At 66.0% G+C, this 16,054-nt stretch carries 12 protein-coding genes; 9 read left to right on the plus strand and 3 right to left on the minus strand.

What is annotated here, in order from left to right; translation table 11 throughout:
- Positions 1–52: 52 nt before the first annotated feature.
- On the minus strand, positions 53–1,075 hold the full coding sequence (locus AKN83_RS12850; RefSeq protein WP_050404089.1) for an AraC family transcriptional regulator: 1,023 nt from the start codon (positions 1,073–1,075) through the stop codon (positions 53–55).
- 264 nt (positions 1,076–1,339) lie between these two features.
- Between AKN83_RS12850 and AKN83_RS12855 the strand changes: the two genes are divergently transcribed.
- Together AKN83_RS12855 and AKN83_RS12860 are read left to right on the plus strand one after the other, a co-directional pair.
- Entirely contained in the window at positions 1,340–1,789 is a 450-nt protein-coding gene (locus AKN83_RS12855; RefSeq protein ID WP_050404090.1) for a cupin domain-containing protein, read from the plus strand.
- A 109-nt stretch (positions 1,790–1,898) separates the two neighbouring features.
- Positions 1,899–3,389: a flavin-containing monooxygenase gene (locus AKN83_RS12860; protein ID WP_050404091.1), complete on the plus strand. Its 1,491-nt coding sequence runs from the start codon at positions 1,899–1,901 to the stop codon at positions 3,387–3,389.
- Here AKN83_RS12860 and AKN83_RS12865 read toward each other — a convergent pair.
- Positions 3,386–4,111: an alpha/beta hydrolase gene (locus AKN83_RS12865; protein WP_050404092.1), complete on the minus strand. Its 726-nt coding sequence runs from the start codon at positions 4,109–4,111 to the stop codon at positions 3,386–3,388. The two genes, AKN83_RS12860 and AKN83_RS12865, sit on opposite strands and share 4 nt — an antisense overlap.
- Before the next feature lie 145 nt (positions 4,112–4,256).
- Between AKN83_RS12865 and AKN83_RS12870 the strand changes: the two genes are divergently transcribed.
- Both AKN83_RS12870 and AKN83_RS12875 read left to right on the plus strand, forming a co-directional pair.
- Positions 4,257–5,237: a helix-turn-helix domain-containing protein gene (locus AKN83_RS12870; protein WP_050404093.1), complete on the plus strand. Its 981-nt coding sequence runs from the start codon at positions 4,257–4,259 to the stop codon at positions 5,235–5,237.
- Between the two features lie 21 nt (positions 5,238–5,258).
- Positions 5,259–6,326 carry a maleylacetate reductase gene (locus tag AKN83_RS12875; protein ID WP_050404094.1) on the plus strand — a complete coding sequence of 356 codons (1,068 nt, stop codon included), beginning with the start codon at positions 5,259–5,261 and terminating at the stop codon, positions 6,324–6,326.
- A 1-nt stretch (position 6,327) separates the two neighbouring features.
- Here AKN83_RS12875 and AKN83_RS12880 read toward each other — a convergent pair whose 3' ends face one another.
- Entirely contained in the window at positions 6,328–7,782 is a 1,455-nt protein-coding gene (locus tag AKN83_RS12880) for a GH1 family beta-glucosidase (RefSeq protein ID WP_050404095.1), read from the minus strand.
- Between the two features lie 246 nt (positions 7,783–8,028).
- Between AKN83_RS12880 and AKN83_RS12885 the strand changes: the two genes are divergently transcribed.
- The 5 genes from AKN83_RS12885 (at position 8,029) to AKN83_RS12905 (ending at position 16,051) form a co-directional block, all read left to right on the plus strand.
- Positions 8,029–10,695, plus strand: a complete 2,667-nt coding sequence (locus AKN83_RS12885) for a M1 family metallopeptidase (RefSeq protein ID WP_050404096.1) — start codon at positions 8,029–8,031, stop codon at positions 10,693–10,695.
- 78 nt (positions 10,696–10,773) lie between these two features.
- Positions 10,774–12,426 carry an acetolactate synthase large subunit gene (locus tag AKN83_RS12890; protein ID WP_050404097.1) on the plus strand — a complete coding sequence of 551 codons (1,653 nt, stop codon included), beginning with the start codon at positions 10,774–10,776 and terminating at the stop codon, positions 12,424–12,426.
- Positions 12,427–12,564: 138 nt separating this feature from the next.
- Positions 12,565–14,205, plus strand: a complete 1,641-nt coding sequence (pgm, locus tag AKN83_RS12895) for a phosphoglucomutase (alpha-D-glucose-1,6-bisphosphate-dependent) (RefSeq protein ID WP_050404098.1) — start codon at positions 12,565–12,567, stop codon at positions 14,203–14,205.
- Between the two features lie 21 nt (positions 14,206–14,226).
- Positions 14,227–15,183 carry an NAD-dependent epimerase/dehydratase family protein gene (locus AKN83_RS12900; RefSeq protein ID WP_050404099.1) on the plus strand — a complete coding sequence of 319 codons (957 nt, stop codon included), beginning with the start codon at positions 14,227–14,229 and terminating at the stop codon, positions 15,181–15,183.
- A complete protein-coding gene (locus AKN83_RS12905; protein WP_050404100.1) occupies positions 15,176–16,051 on the plus strand; it encodes a dihydrodipicolinate synthase family protein in 876 nt (291 codons plus the stop codon). Before AKN83_RS12900 ends, AKN83_RS12905 begins: the two co-directional genes overlap by 8 nt.
- The last annotated feature ends 3 nt before the right edge of the window (positions 16,052–16,054 follow it).

The following is a 16,054-nucleotide window of genomic DNA, read 5'->3' on the forward strand; positions in this document are numbered from 1 at the left end:
GGCGAAACTGGCCGGATGGGCAGGGCCGGGACGCGCCGCTCGGAACCGCCGCTCAGCTCAGCCGCTGCAGCGTCGCTTTCGGGCTTTCGCCGAACTTGGCGCGGTAGGCGCTCGCCATCCGGCTCAGATGGGTGAAGCCGAGGTCGAATGCAATATCGACGATGCGCTCGCCCGGCCGCGCCGTCTTGAGGCGGGCGTTGAGATGGGCGAGGCGGATGTCGAGCAGCATCTCTGAGACGGTGGTGCCGAAATGGCGGCGGAAGCCGAGTTGCAGCGCGCGGATACCGGTACCCGCGATGTCGGCGAGCTCGGCAAGATCCAGCGGCTCGGTCGCGCGGGTTTCGAGGTAGGCCCGCACGCGCTTCAGCGCCGCCGGCTGCGCCTCGGTACGGCCGTTGAACACCTCGATCGCCGAACTCAGGCTGTGGCGCTGCTCGTTGAGCAGGACGTTGAGGAACTGTTCGCGCCAATCGGCCGCCGCGACCGCAGATAACGATTTGCATGGCCCGAGCTGCTCCGCCGTCGACACGAGCCGCCCGATCCTGGCCGAGAGCGTCTGCCCGAGCGGCCCATGCAAGGCGACGGCGGGATCGAACTCGACCGGTTGGACCGCCGCGCCGCCAAGCGCCGCGGCGCGATGCTCGACCAGCTTGCGGTCGAGCAGCAGGATGATCTGGGCGCAGTTGTCGCGCCAGGTCATCTCGGTCGGAATCGTCGGCGACAGCAGCGAGGCACAGTGTTGCGGCCCGGTGGTGAGCTCGCGTGCGGCGGTGCGGATCGAGGCCGAGCCGGACAGCGGCATCTGCAACAGGAAGAAGCGATCGAGGCAGCCGGGATTGATCGCGACCGATCCGCCATAGGCGACATAGTTGACGGAGAAGCCGTCGAACCCTGCGCAATTGTGGTGCGCGGAGAAATCGCGCTCCGAATGATCGACCGGCGTCAGGTCGTGCGGACAGAAGATGCGGCCGATCGCTTCGGCCGCATCATCGACGCGCGCGGTCGCAACGCGTGCGAAATCCTTCAGCCTTGCGGAATTTGCCCTTGCCGAAACCTCGTTGCCAACAGCAGTCACGCCGGCCGTCCGGAGTTGTTTGAGGTCTAAAATATCAGCCAGCCTAGTGCATTCGCCGGCAAAGGGGAACGCCGTTTCGTCGCGCAATCTGCCCGATCGGCACGCAGGCGGCTGCGATGTCGTTAAGCAGACGGCGGCCGGCTCGATGCTCCCGCATTGCAGCATGATCGCGCCGGCTGCGGATTCGTTTATCGGCTAGACAGCCTCACCGGCCAGCGACAGGCTCCGTGTCCGCAAGAAGCATCCAAAACTGGAGAGGCTGACATGGGCACGCTCGAGAAAGGCATTACCCGAACCGGCACCGGCTACGGCGGCAAGACCTGGAATATCCTGGGCCAGGTCTACTATCCGAAGGCAGTCACCGACTCGACCTTCGCGTTCGAGACCAACAGCGATCCCGGCCAGTTCGTGCCGGTGCACATCCACCCGACCCAGGACGAGTTCATCCTGGTGCAGGAGGGCGTGCTCGACCTGAAGCTCGACGGCGTCTGGGTGCAGGCCAGGGCCGGCGACCTCGTGCGCATGCCGCGCGGCATCCCGCACGGCTATTTCAACAAGTCGGACAAGCCGGCGCGGGCGCTGTTCTGGGTGTCGCCGATGCAGAAGCTCGAGGCGTTGTTCGAGAAGCTGCACAACCTGCAGGACCCCGTCGAGGTGGTGCGCATTTCCGCCGAGCACGAGGTGGATTTCCTGCCGCCGGAAGCCAACGACTAGAGCGCGAGCAAACAGACAAAACGCACGCGCAATCGCCGGAGCTGGCTCCGGTGATTACGGGGACGTGCGCCTGGAAAATGGACTTGTTCATTCATCGCGGAGACGTTTCATGGTCAAGCAGAAGCATGTGTGCGTCATCGGCGCCGGGATTTCCGGCCTCGCCGCCGGCAAGGCCTTCGCCGGTCGCGGCCACAAGGTGACGATCATCGAGCGCAGCGGCGATCTCGGCGGGGTCTGGGAGCCGGCGCGCTCCTATCCCGATGTGCAGACCCAGAGCCCGAAGGAGCTCTATCGCTACACCGACAAGGCGATGCCGGAGTCCTATCCGGAATGGCCGAAAGGACCGCAAGTCCATGCCTATCTGCGCGACTACGCCCGCGGCCATGGGCTCGACGGCGCGATGCGGTTCGACACCAGGGTCGAAGGCATGACGCGCCGCGCCGACGGCAGACCAGGCTGGACGCTCACGCTGCGCTCGACCGACGGTGCCACCGGCCATGAGGATTTCGACTTTGTCGCCGTCTGCACAGGACAGTTCAACGAACCGCAGTCCCTGCCGTTGCCCGGCGAGGAGGGCTTCAAGGCGCAGGGCGGCCAGATCCTGCACTCGTCGCAATACAGCGATCCCGATCTCGCCAAGGGCCGCAAGGTGGTGGTGCTCGGCGGCTCGAAATCGGCGACCGACATCGCGGTGAACGCGGTCAATTCCGGCGCCAGCGAGGTCACCATCGTGTTTCGCGAGCCGGTCTGGCGGTTTCCCTATTTCGTCGGCGGCCTCGTCAACTTCAAGCGCATCCTCTACATCCGTGCCCAGGAGCAGATGTTCGCGAGCTGGGGCATCGGCCCGATCGCGCGCCTTGCGCATGCCGTGGCGAAGCCGTTCGTTTGGGCGAACTGGCGCGGGCTCGAGAGCATGCTGAAGATGCAGCTCAAGCTCAAGCAGTGCGGCATGGTGCCGAAGCAGCGGATCGAAGACGGCGTCAACTGCTCGGTGCCGATCGCGACCCCCGGTTTCTATCCGATGGTCGCCGACGGCCGGATCAAGGCCGTGCAGGGCACTTTCGATCATTATGACGGCAGGACCATCGTGATGAGCGGCGGCCAGCGTGTCGCGGCCGACGTCGCGGTGCTCGCGATCGGCTACAAGCTCGGCGTGCCGTTCCTGCCCGAGGAGTATCAAGCCAAGCTGGTCGAGCCCGACGGGCAGTACCGGCTCTATCGGCTGATCGCCAACCCCGATCTGCCCGACATGGGCTTTGTCGGGTTCAACTCGAGCTTCTGCACCGTGCTGTGCGCGGATCTCGCCGCGAACTGGCTGGTGCGCTATGCCGACGGCCAGCTCGCGCGGCAGCCGAGCGCGGCCGAGATGCACGACAACATTGCGATGATGCTGAACTTCAAGCGCGTCGAGCGTCCGGCGGCGGGCGTCTATGGCGGGCTGTGCGTCGCGCCGTATCACTTCAAGCATTTCGACGAGCTGCTCGCGGATATCGGCACCAAGGCGTCGCGCCGCAACCCGCTCGTCGAAAAGTTCACGCCGCCGGACGCGGACGCCTATGCGCGCTTCCTTGCGACCGCGCCGGAATACAAGGCTGCCTAATCGCGGCCGGCGTCGAGGAAGGCCTGTGCCAGGCGCTCGGGATTGGAGAAGCACAGCTCGTGGCTGCCCGGCACCTGGACCAGGCGGAACAGCCCGAGCTTCTCCGACAGCCGCGGATGCCAGGGCAGGCCGTGCGGCATCGCGGTATCCTCGGTGCAGTTGACGTAGGACTTTGCGATCGGCATCTCGGCCGGATTGGTCCGCAGCGCGATCTTGTCCTGGAAGGTCTTGAGCGGGTGCGGGTTGAGCTTGTCATAGGCCCGCTGCGCCGTCTCGAGATCGGCGTCGTTGATGAAGGCCTCGCGCCAGATCGGGAACGGCAGCACCACCGAGCCGTCGCCGCGCTCGGCATGGACGGCATCGAACAGGCCGACATAGTGCGGCGGCACCATGTCGTTGAGGCATTCGCCATTGTTGGGCACGAACGCATTCCAGTACACCAGCCGGCGGATGCGGTTGGCGGCGGCGTCGGCAACGCCCGTGATGACCATGCCGCCGTAACTGTGGCCGACCAGCACGAAGTCATTCAGATTGTGCTCGGCGAGATAATCCACGATCGAGTGGATGGCCTCGGCAAGCCCGGAATCCTTGCGGTCGCCGGGGCGGTTGCCCTTGATGGTCGGGGTGTGCACGACATGGCCGGCCTTGCGGATCGCAGCCGCAACCGGCTCAAACTCGGCGCCGGTATGCCAGGCGCCATGGACGAGAACATAGGTCGACATGTTGTAGCTCCCTGCGTGGTTTGGTTAGATCGGTTGCGACGTCCGGAATACGCGCCGAGTTCAAGCAGTTCTCGATCGGATATTGACCCGGGGCCACGGAACGCGCTTGGCTGTAACCGAACCGGACTGGGCTCGGAGTGAACTGATGCAGCAAATCGCCGCCGCTGATCGCTCGCGCAGGCTGAGCTGGAATACCGCGGACACGCGGCCGGGCGAGCAGTTCGCCTATTATCGCGAAGCGATCTGCAAGGCCTTCATGAACCTGACGCCGGAACCGTCGGCGACACCGGGCTTCCTGGCCCGGGTCGAAACCGTTGGGCTCGGCGATGGCGCGGTCAACCGGGTCAGCTTCCCGGAGCATGTCGTGCGGCGCTCGGCAGCCGACATCGCCGCGTCCAGCCGGCGCTGCTACTACCTCAATCTCAAGCTCGCCGGCCGTTGCCGCATCCAGCAGGCGGGGCGCGAGATCAGCCTGTCGCCGGGGCAGGTCGGAATCTTCGACAGCGGGCAGCGCTTCTCGCTGCTGCATGACCGCGGCCCGGCGCTGCAGGTCGCTTCGTTCTGGGTGCCGGCCGAGGCGCTCGACGAACGGCTGCCGTCGGCGCCCGAGGTGACGCCGGCGCGGGTTTCCGATGATCCCTTTGTCGGCCATCTCATCGCCGAGACCGCGCAAGTGCTGAACAATTCGGCGCTTCGCGCCTCTGATGCCGACAATGCCCGGCTGTTCGGTGTGCTGCTCGATCTGGTCGCGCTCAGCCTGTCGCGGACCGGTTGCGCAGGCGTTGCCGAGGGTGCGGGCCTTGCGGACGCGACCTGGCTGGCGCTGCGCCGCGCCGTGGACCGCAGGCTGCGCCAGCCGGGGCTCAGCGTCGCATCGATCGCGGCCGCAATCGGCATCAGCGAGCGTTACGTCCACAAACTGTTCGAGAAAGCCGGCACCACATTCGCCAGCCATGTGATGGACCGCCGCCTCGACGGCGCGGCGCGCGACCTGAAGGATCCGGCGGTCGCCGGGCGCGCCATCGGCGACATCGCCTTCGACTGGGGCTTCTCCGATCTGTCGCACTTTACCCGGCGCTTTCGGCATCGCTTCGGCTGCACGCCGCGTGACTGGCGCCGGGGCTGACCAACCGTTCTGGAAATCGCCATGGCGCAATCGTTTATCTATCAGGTCAGCCCGATGCGGGTCGTGTTCGGGACCGGCACGGTCGCGCAGCTGGCGGACGAACTCGGCCGGCTTGGCATCGGCCGCGCGCTGCTGCTCGCAAGCCGGCGGCAGCAGGCCGAGCTCGGCGATCTCGTAAGGCTGGCCGGCGGCCGCATCGCCGGCGCGTTCGACGGCGCCGTCGTGCACACGCCGGTCGCGGTGACCGAACGTGCGATGCAGACGGTCCGCGAGTTGAAACCCGACGGCGTGGTTGCGATCGGCGCGGGCGCCGCGACCGGGCTTAGCAAGGCGATCGCGCTGCGCACCGACCTGCCGCAACTGATTTTGCCGACCAGCTATGCCGGCTCCGAGATGACGCCGGTGCTCGGCGAGACCGTGGACGGTGTCAAGACCACGCAGTCCTCGCCCAAGATATTGCCCGAGGCCGTGATCTACGACGTCAACTTGACGGTCTCGATGCCGGCAAAATTCTCGGCGATCTCCGGCCTCAATGCGATCGCCCATGCGGCCGAGGCGCTGTATGCGCGGGACGGCAACCCGATCACCGCGCTAATGGCGGAAGAGGCGATTGCAAAACTCGCGTCATCGCTGCCGGAGGTGATCGCACGGCCGCGCGATCTCGACGCGCGGTCCGACGCGCTCTATGGCGCGTGGCTGTGTGCGGTCTGTCTCGGCACCGTCGGCATGGCGTTGCATCACAAGCTCTGCCACACCGTCGGCGCGCTGTTCGACCTGCCGCATGCCGAAACCCATGCGGTGCTGCTGCCGCACACTATCGCCTACAACACGCCGGCGGCACGCGATGCGATCAGCCGTGCCGCACGGGCGCTTGGAGTGTCCGATGCGGCCGATGGCCTGTTCGATCTGTCGGCAAGGCTCGGCGCGCCGCGCTCGCTCGCCGAGATCGGTATGCCCGAAGACGGCATCGCAAAAGCGGCCGCACTCGCCACCAAAAATCCCTACTGGAATCCGCGGCCGATCGAAGAGAGCGGCATCGGCAACTTGCTCAAGCGTGCGTGGTCCGGCGCGCGGCCGCAGGCCGGATAGATCATGCGCCGATGGCGTTGCGCGCGATCACGTCGCGATAGAACGCCGCGCTCAGTTTCGGCACGCGCGCCTGGGTCTCGAAATCCACCCGATAGAGGCCGAAGCGCTTCGCATAGCCGAAGATCCACTCGAAATTGTCCATCAGGCTCCACAGGAAATAGCCGTGGACCGGGACGCCGTCGGCGGTCGCGCGCTGCAACTGGGCGAGGTAGTTGCGCAGGAACATGATGCGGTCGAGGTCGTAGATCTGCCCGTCCGGCTGCACCTTGTCCTCGCCGGAGGTGCCGTTCTCACTGATATAGATGCTCTTGATGTTCCAGAGCTTGGCGGCGATCCGCGGCGCCCAGTAGATCGTTTCCGGCGCGATCCGCAGCCAATCCGAACTCATATGCGGGAAGGAGCCCGGCATCGGCAGCGGCTTCCAGCCGGGGCCTGAGTCGGTGGCGAGGACGTAGCACTGCGGCGCGTAGATGTTGAGCCCGACGAAATCGTTCGGCTGCGAGATGATCTTCAGCTCCTCCGCGGTGAATTTGGGTGCATCAGTGCCGGCATATTGCAGGAAGCCCTCGGTGTACTTGCCTTCGAGGAGAACGCCGAGGAAGCCCGCATTGAGCTCGCGCGTCGCGATCTCGGTGGCGCGGATGTGCTCCGGCGTGTTGACCGCGGGCACGCAGGCGGTGATGTTCTCGGCCGGGCCGACCCGCGTGCCGGGGCGGCCCTTGGCGCGGATCGCCTGCACCGCGAGCCCATGCGCCAGCGCGACGTGGTGGCGCGCCTGGTTGACCTCGGCCGGCGGCAGCGTCAGCCCCGGCGCGTCGACGCCGAGCGCATAGCCGAACGGGAGGAAGCGCCCGACCTCGTTGAGGGTGAAGATGTTCTTGACCCGGTCGGTCAGTCGCTGCGCCACATAGCCGGCATAGTCGCCGAACGCCTTCGATGTGTCGCGCGAGCGCCAGCCGCCGACGCGGTCTTGTAACGCCTGCGGCAGGTCCCAGTGATAGAGCGTGGCGTAGGGCTCGATGCCGTTGGCGAGCAGCTCGTCGACCAGGCGGTTGTAGAAGTCGAGGCCTTTCGGATTCGGCGTGCCGGTGCCATCGGGAAACACCCGCGGCCAGGCGATCGAAAAACGATAGGCCCTGGCGCCGAGATCCTTGATGAGGCGGACATCTTCCTTGTAGCGGTGGTAGTGCTCGTTGGCGCGATCGCCGGTCGAGCCGTCCTCGATCTTGCCCGATGTGTGGGTGAATGTGTCCCAGATCGATCGGCCGCGGCCGTCCTCGTTGACCGCGCCCTCGACCTGGTAGGACGAGGTCGCGGTGCCCCAGACGAAGCCGGCCGGAAAGTTCGCGCCGTCCGGCCGCGGGGCGTGGTTCGCTGCCTCGGCAGGGCCGGTCAAGCCGAGCGCCGAGAGGCCTGCAAGGCCCGCAAATTGCCGACGCGAGAATTTTCCGAACATTATTGTCTCCCGTGGCCGGACCTTGCGGCCGGAATGTCGGCCACAAGTTAGCCTTCCACCCGGCCGTAGAGCAACAAGGGCCGGCCGAGGCGCCGTAGCGAGCCGCGCACCAATCGATGCGAGCCGCTGCGATGTCGGATGTCGCGGAGTTGTCAGTTTTGTGGCGACATGTTCTCTACTAGATTGCCCGCTATGTCCTTCCGCAATGACATCCGAAATTCCCGAAATCCCGGTGAGTCGTGCGCGATGAACAAGCCAGCAACCCATGTCCGGACCGCGCAGCTGCGTCGTCTTGCCACGGCGATCGGTCTGCTGCTGACGATGGCCGCGGGCGCGCAGGCCGAGCAGACATTTTCGTTCGACGGCACGCCGGGAAAGCTGCCGAAGACGGTGGTCCCGTTGAGCTACACGATCGAGTTGACGCCCGATCTCACCAGCCTTGCTCTGCCCGGCGTCGAGACCGTTGACGTCGATGTGCGCGAGGCCGTGGCGCAGCTGACGCTGAATGCGATCAATACGACCTTCGCCGAGGTCACGATCGATGACGGTGCGCAGCGTGCTGAGGTCGCAACGGACGCTACCGCGCAGACCGCGACGCTGACCTTCGCCAAACCGCTTGCGGCGGGCCGGCACAAGCTCCGCATCGTGTTCACGGCGCAGATCAACAAATTCGGCACCGGCCTGTTCGCGGTCGATTATCCGACCCCGAGCGGGATCAAGCGGCTGGTCTCAAGCAAGCTGGAGCCGGCCGATGCGCGGCGGATCTTCCCGTGCTGGGACGAGCCGTCGTTCAAGGCGAGCTTCGCACTGACCGTCGTGATTCCGCGCAATCTGCTCGCGGTCGGCAACATGCCCGTCGCGAGCGAGGCGCCGGTCGCCGACGATCTCAAGAAGGTCACCTTCGCGCCGACACCGAAGATGTCGAGCTATCTGTTCGTGCTCACGGTCGGTGAGCTCGAGCGGATCACCGCGGATGCCGGCGGCGTCATCGTCGGCGTGGTGACGACGGAGGGCAAGAGCGGGCAGAGCCGGTTCGCGCTCGACAGCGCGGTGAAGCTGCTCGCCTATTACAACGACTATTTCGGCGTGAAATATCCGCTGCCGAAGCTCGACCTGATCGCCGTTCCCGGCGGGTTCGGCGGCGCGATGGAGAACTGGGGCGGCATCACCTTCTTCGAGAGCCGGCTGCTGTTCGATCCCGCGACCAATGCCGAGACCGCGCGGCGCGGCATCTTCGCGATCATCGCGCACGAGATGGCGCATATGTGGTTCGGCGATCTCGTCACCATGGCGTGGTGGGACAATCTCTGGCTCAACGAGGGCTTTGCCAGCTGGATGGCGACCAAGGCGTCGGAGCAATTCTATCCGCAATGGCAGAGCTGGCTGAACGGCAACGGCGCCAAGCAGTTCGCCATGGCGCTCGATGCGCGCCGCACCTCGCACCCGGTGCAGCAGCCGATCGCCGATCACAGCGAAGCGGTCACGGCGTTCGACGCCATCACCTACAACAAGGGGCAGGCGCTGATCCGCATGCTGGAGACCTGGCTGGGCGAGCAGGCGTTCCGCGACGGCATCCGCAAATACATCGCCGCGCATGCCTACAGCAATTCCACCACGGCCGATCTTTGGCAGGCGCTCGAGACGTCCGGCGGCAAGCCCATCACCGGCATCGCCGCCTCCTTCACCGAGCAGGACGGCGTGCCGCTCGTCGTGGCGGAGACAGCGTGCGATGGCACGGCACAGCGCCTGACGTTGCGGCAGGATCGCTTCGTGATCGCGCCGGCCGGCGATCCGCCGTTGCCGGCCCACGACTGGCAGATCCCGGTTGCGGCCGGACCGGCGCAGGGCAAGCCGTTCGACGAGATCCTGCTGAAGGGCCGTGCCGATGTCCCGGCCGGCACATGCGGCGATGCGATCAAGGTCAATCTCGGCGCCGTCGGTTACTTCAGGGTCGAATACGGTCCCAAGAACCGTGCCGCATTGCTGAACGCCTTCCCGCAAATGCAGGTCACCGACCGGCTCAATATCGTCACCGACAGCTGGGCGCTGGTGCAGGCGGGCCGCACTGAAGCGTCATCCTATCTTGCGCTGCTCGACGCGCTCGATGTCGGCGACCACCGTGCGGTGTGGGACCAGGTGATCTCGACCTTTGCCATGCTCAACCGCCTGTCGCGCGACCGCAGCGAACGACCGGTGATCCAGGCCTATGCCCGCGCCAAGCTGCGCCCGGTATTCGATCGGATCGGATGGGAGGGACGCGGTCCCGCCGACGACGACACCGCGCTGCAGCGCGCGAGCCTGATCTCGACGCTGGGCGATCTCGGGGATGCGGCCATCATCGCCGAAGCGAAGCAGCGCTTTGCAACGTTCCTCGATGATCCCAAATCGCTGCCCACCACGCTGCGCGATGCGGTCACCCATGTCGTTGGCATCACGGCCGATCGGGCAACCTATGATCAACTGCTGGCGCTCGCGCGCAAGAGCACGGCGACCAATGAGCGGCTGCGCTATTACTTCGCCGCGGCCAGTGCCCGCGATGCGGAGCTGGCGCGCGCCACGCTGACGTTGACGCTGACCAACGAATTGCCCGACACCATCGTCACGGGAATGATCAACGCCGTTGCGGGCGCGGGCGATCAACCGCAGCTCGCCTGGGACTTCGTCCGGGCCAATTTCGATGCGCTGCTGGCGAGGCAAGGGCCGAACTTCCGCGACCAGTTCGTGCCGAACTTCATGACCAATTTTACCGATCAGGCCCACGCGGTGGAGCTCGCCGCGTTCGCCCCGTCGCAATCGACCAGCGGCGGGCGGGTGATGGTGGCGCGCTCCTTGCAGGCGATCGCGATCTCGGCCGATCTCGCCGCGCGCGTGCTGCCCGCCACTGAGGCCTGGATCACGGCGCACAAGCCGTGAGGTCGCGGGGGAGTTTCCGGCGGCGCGCGATGCGGCTATGCTCCGTGCGCGGCATGCAATCAACGATGCGAGGCTGACATGGTCAAAGGTTCCGATTTGCTGGTCGCCGCCCTCGAGAACGAGGGCGTGGAACGGGTGTTCGGCGTTCCCGGCGAAGAGAATCTCGACGTCGTCGAGAGCCTGCGCAGATCCTCGATCAAGCTGATCGTAACCCGCCACGAGCAGGCCGCGGCGTTCATGGCGGCGACCTATGGCCGGCTGACCGGAAAGCCCGGCGTCTGCATGACGACGCTGGGCCCCGGCGCGCTCAACCTGACGACCGGCGCGGCCTATGCGCTGCTCGGCGCGATGCCGATGGTGATGCTCACGGGGCAGAAGGGCATCCTGAGCAGTCGGCAGGCCAAGTTCCAGATCGTCGACATCGTCAACACGTTCCGGCCGCTGACCAAGCTGTCGCTGCAGATCGTCAGCGGCGCGACCATCCCGACGCTGGTGCGTGATGCCTTCCGGATCGCGACCCAGGAACGGCCGGGGCCGGTGCTGCTTGAATTGCCGGAAGACATCGCCGGCGAGGAGACCGCGCCGGTCGAAATGATCCCGCCGCATCCGATCGAAATTCCGATCGCACATGCTGCAGCCCTCGACCGCGCCGCCGAGATGATCCTGAAGGCGCAGCGGCCGCTGATCATGCTGGGTGCTGCGGCATCGCGCCCGCGCTCGACCGCAGGGATCGGCGACTTCGTACGGCGGACCAAGATCCCGTTCTTCACCACACAGATGGGCAAGGGCACGGTATCCGGCGGCACCAACCAGTACATGGGAACCGCCGCGCTGAGCGAGCGTGACTATGTGCACGAGGCGATCGACCGCGCCGACCTGATCATCGCGATCGGCCACGACACGATCGAGAAGCCGCCCTTCATCATGGGCCCCAAGGGGCCGCAGGTGATCCATGTCAGCTACACGCCGGCGAATGTCGAGCAGGTGTATTTCCCGCAATGCGAGGTGATCGGCGATGTCGGGCCGAGCCTCGAACTGCTGGCCGACCGCGTCGCGGGCAAGCTGCCGCATGCCAGTGCGCTGCTCAGCCTGCGCGAGGGCATTCTGGCGAAGATCACCGATCGCGCGACAGAAGGCCGCTGGCCGCCGACGCCGCAGCGCATCGTGCACGATGTGCGCCAGGTGATTCCCGAGGACGGCATCGTCGCGCTCGACAACGGCATGTACAAGATCTGGTTCGCGCGCAACTACCGCACGCTGCTCGCGAACTCGCTGCTGCTGGATAACGCGCTCGCCACCATGGGCGCCGGCCTGCCGTCGGCGATGATGGCGGCGATGCTCTTTCCGAACAACCGCGTGCTCGCGGTCTGCGGCGACGGCGGCTTCATGATGAACTCGCAGGAGATGGAGACTGCGGTCCGCCTCAAGCTCAATCTCGTGATCCTGATCCTGGAGGATTCCGCCTACGGCATGATCCGTTGGAAGCAGGCGGTCGATCATTTCCCGGATTTCGGCCTGACCTTCGGCAATCCCGATTTCGTCAAATATGCCGAAAGCTACGGCGCCAAGGGCTCGCGGATCGAGAGCACGGAGGCGATCGTGCCGACCCTGGAGCGGGCTTTCGCCGGCGGCGGCGTGCACCTCGTCGTGGTGCCGATCGACTATAGCGAGAACAAGCGGGTGCTGGTCGACGAGCTGCGCGAGAAGGTGCAGCAGATCGACGTGGAATAGCAAATTGCCGCCGACCTCACGGAACGAAATGCCGTCGGCTTGATTGAACGTCAGCCGCCATGGTAGCACGCCCAGATGTTACGCACTGAGCATCACTCGTTTTGCTGATGGTCGGCGATACCAGATCTGAGAGGTCACGTGACTGCACCAAATCCTGCCGCCGGCAAACCCATTGATCCCTCAGCGCTCGCCAATGTGCCGCGGCTGGTCACGGCCTATTTCGCGGGCAAGCCCGACGCCGGCGATCCCACCCAGCGGGTTGCTTTCGGCACGTCGGGCCATCGCGGCTCGTCGCTGAAGAACTCGTTCAATGAGGATCATATCCTCGCCACCACGCAGGCGATCTGCGACTATCGGCGCGAAAAGGGGCTGACCGGGCCGCTGTTCATCGGTATCGACACCCATGCGCTGGCCGAGCCGGCGCTGGCCAGCGCGGTCGAGGTGTTCGCGGCGAATGGCGTCGAGATCATGATCGACGCGCAGGGCGGCTACACCCCGACGCCCGTCATCTCGCACGCCATCCTGAGCTACAACAAGGGCCGCAGCACCGGCCTTGCCGACGGCGTCGTCATCACCCCGTCACACAACCCGCCGGAGGACGGCGGCTACAAGTACAACCCGCCGCATGGCGGCCCGGCCGACACCGACGTCACCGCGGTGGTCGAAAAGAACGCCAACCGGTATATCGAGGCCGGCCTCAAGGGGGTCGCGCGGATGCCCTATGATCGCGCGCGCAAGGCAGCGACCACGCATCTGCATGACTACATCACGCCCTATGTCGCCGACCTCGGCAACACCGTCGATCTCGCGCTGATCAAATCCGCCGGCGTCAGGATCGGCATCGATCCGCTCGGCGGCGCGGCGGTGCACTACTGGCAACCGATCATCGCGCGCTACGGCATCGACGCTACCGTGGTCAACCAGGCGGTCGATCCGACCTTCCGCTTCATGACCGCGGACTGGGACGGCAAGATCCGGATGGACTGCTCGTCGCCGTATGCGATGGCGAGCCTGATCGGGATGCGCGACCGTTTCGATGTCGCCTTCGCTAACGACACCGACGCCGACCGCCATGGCATCGTGACCCGCTCGAACGGGCTGATGAACCCGAACCATTTCCTCGCCACCGCGATCGCCTATCTGTTCGCGCACCGGCCGCAATGGAGCAAGGACGCCGCGATCGGCAAGACCATCGTATCGAGCTCGATCATCGATCGTGTGGCCAAGAAGCTCGGTCGCAAGTTGGTCGAGACGCCGGTCGGCTTCAAATGGTTCGTCGAAGGGCTCGGCAGCGGCCGCTTCGGCTTTGCCGGAGAGGAAAGCGCCGGCGCCTCGTTCCTCAAGCGCGACGGTTCGGCCTGGACCACCGACAAGGACGGCATCATCCTCGGCCTGCTGGCTGCGGAGATCATCGCCAAGACCGGCCGCGATCCCAGCGAATTGTTCAATGAGCTGACCGCCGAGCTCGGCGTGCCCTATTACGAGCGCATCGATGTTGCGGCGACGCCGAAGCAGAAGAACGCGCTGAAGGCGCTCGGGCCGGACCAGCTCAACATGACCGAGCTCGCCGGCGATCCGGTGCGCGCGGTCCGAACCAAGGCACCGGGCAACGATCAGCCGTTCGGCGGCATCAAGGTCGAGAGCGACGCCGGCTGGTTCGCCGCACGTCCCTCCGGTACCGAAGACGTCTACAAGATCTACGCCGAGAGTTTTCACGGCCCGAATCATCTGAAAAAGATCCAGGGCGACGCGCAGGCCGCGATCGCCAAGGTGTTCTGAGCGCCGGGCGGGGCGGAATTCATGCGCGTATTGTTGACCGGCTCCTCCGGCTGGCTCGGCCGGTTCCTCGCGCCGCGGCTTCAACAGGCCGGCCATGACGTGACCGGCCTCGACATCGTTCCGGGGGAGGCGACCGATGTGGTCGGTTCGGTGACTGAGAGATCGGTGGTCGACCGCGTGTTCGGCGATCGCGGCATCGAGGCCGTGATCCATGGCGGCGCGCTGCACAAGCCGGACATCGAACGGTTCGCGCCGCAGGCCTTTGTCGACGTCAACGTGTCAGGCACGCTCAATCTGCTGCAAGCCGCCGCGTCCGCTGGCCACGACCGCTTCGTCTTCACCTCGACGACCTCGCTGATGATCTCGCAGGCGATCCGCGACGAGGAGGGCCACACCGCGGTGTGGCTCGACGAGAGCTCGGGGCCGCTCGAGCCACGCAACGTCTACGGCGTGACAAAACTCGCCGCCGAAGGGTTGTGCCGGCTCTACAGCCGCGAGTATGGGCTGAACTGCGCGGTATTGCGCACCAGCCGCTTCTTCCCCGAGGACGACGACACGATCCGCGACATCCATGGCGAGAACCTGAAGGCGACCGAGCTGCTGTACCGCCGCCTCACGGTCGAGGATGCCGCCGACGCCCATGTCGTGGCGCTGGAGAAGATCCGCGGCTTCGAGGTGTTCGTGATCAGTGCGCCGACGCCGTTTGCGCGCAGCGACGTTGCCGCCCTGAAGACGGATGCGGCCGGCACGATCGCGCGTATCTTCCCCGAGGCGCCGGCGCTGTTCGCGCGCCGCGGCTGGCAGCTGCCGAAATCGATCGGCCGGATCTACGATGCGAGCAAGGCCGAGCGGCTGCTCGGTTTCCGCGCGGTAACCGATTTTGCCGCCGTGCTCGACGCCCTGCGCACGGGCGAACCGCTTCCATTTGCGCACGATCCCGATTATGTCTCGCCGTCAACGAGGCTCGCAAATGGCTGATTTCCACGGCGTCTTTCCCTATCTGGTGTCCCCGGTCGATCCCGCCGGCCATATCCGCACCGAGGTGCTGGGCCGGCTCTGCGACGACCTGATCGAGGCCGGCGTCCACGGGCTGACGCCACTCGGCTCGACCGGCGAATTCGCCTATCTCAACAATGCGCAGCGCATGCAGGTGGTGGCGACCACGATCGAGGCCGCGCAGGGCCGCGTGCCTGTGGTCGCCGGCGTCGCCTCGACCTCGACGGCGGATGCGGTGGCGCAGGCCAAGGCCTATCAGAAGCGCGGCGCTGCCGGCATTCTCGCGATCCTGGAGGCGTATTTTCCGCTCAGTGACGCCCAGGTGGAATCCTATTTCCGCGCCATCGCCGACGCCGTCGACATTCCGGTCGTGATCTACACCAATCCGAATTTCCAGCGTTCCGATCTCACGCTCGACGTCATCGCGCGGCTCGCCCAGCACCCGCGGATCGGCTACATCAAGGACGCCTCGACCAACACTGGCCGGCTGCTGTCGATCATGAACCGCTGCGGCGATGGCCTGAAAGTATTCTCGGCGTCCGCCCATATTCCGGCCGCGGTGATGCTGATCGGCGGCCATGGCTGGATGGCGGGACCTGCCTGCATCATCCCGCGCCAGAGCGTCGAGCTCTACAATCTCTGCCGCCGCGCCCGGTGGGACGAGGCGATGGCCCTGCAGCGCAAGCTCTGGCGCATCAACGAGGCGTTCGCCTGCTTCAACCTCGCCGCCTGCATCAAGGCCGGACTGGCGAGCCAAGGCTACGATGTCGGCGATCCCGTGCCGCCGCAGGCGCCGCTGAGCGCCGAGCAGCGCAAGGTGGTCGAGGCCGCGTTGCGCGATCTCGGCTGAAGC

The organism is Bradyrhizobium embrapense (genome assembly GCF_001189235.2).
In the GTDB taxonomy this organism is placed as follows: domain Bacteria; phylum Pseudomonadota; class Alphaproteobacteria; order Rhizobiales; family Xanthobacteraceae; genus Bradyrhizobium; species Bradyrhizobium embrapense.

What these genes read in the sequence shown, in the direction of transcription:
- AKN83_RS12855 (WP_050404090.1), top strand. Translation starts at nt 1,340, where the DNA reads ATGGGCACGCTCGAGAAAGGCATTACCCGAACCGGCACCGGCTACGGC.
- AKN83_RS12860 (WP_050404091.1), top strand. Translation starts at nt 1,899, where the DNA reads ATGGTCAAGCAGAAGCATGTGTGCGTCATCGGCGCCGGGATTTCCGGC.
- AKN83_RS12865 (WP_050404092.1), bottom strand. Translation starts at nt 4,111, where the DNA reads ATGTCGACCTATGTTCTCGTCCATGGCGCCTGGCATACCGGCGCCGAG.
- AKN83_RS12870 (WP_050404093.1), top strand. Translation starts at nt 4,257, where the DNA reads ATGCAGCAAATCGCCGCCGCTGATCGCTCGCGCAGGCTGAGCTGGAAT.
- AKN83_RS12875 (WP_050404094.1), top strand. Translation starts at nt 5,259, where the DNA reads ATGGCGCAATCGTTTATCTATCAGGTCAGCCCGATGCGGGTCGTGTTC.
- AKN83_RS12880 (WP_050404095.1), bottom strand. Translation starts at nt 7,782, where the DNA reads ATGTTCGGAAAATTCTCGCGTCGGCAATTTGCGGGCCTTGCAGGCCTC.
- AKN83_RS12885 (WP_050404096.1), top strand. Translation starts at nt 8,029, where the DNA reads ATGAACAAGCCAGCAACCCATGTCCGGACCGCGCAGCTGCGTCGTCTT.
- AKN83_RS12890 (WP_050404097.1), top strand. Translation starts at nt 10,774, where the DNA reads ATGGTCAAAGGTTCCGATTTGCTGGTCGCCGCCCTCGAGAACGAGGGC.
- AKN83_RS12900 (WP_050404099.1), top strand. Translation starts at nt 14,227, where the DNA reads ATGCGCGTATTGTTGACCGGCTCCTCCGGCTGGCTCGGCCGGTTCCTC.
- AKN83_RS12905 (WP_050404100.1), top strand. Translation starts at nt 15,176, where the DNA reads ATGGCTGATTTCCACGGCGTCTTTCCCTATCTGGTGTCCCCGGTCGAT.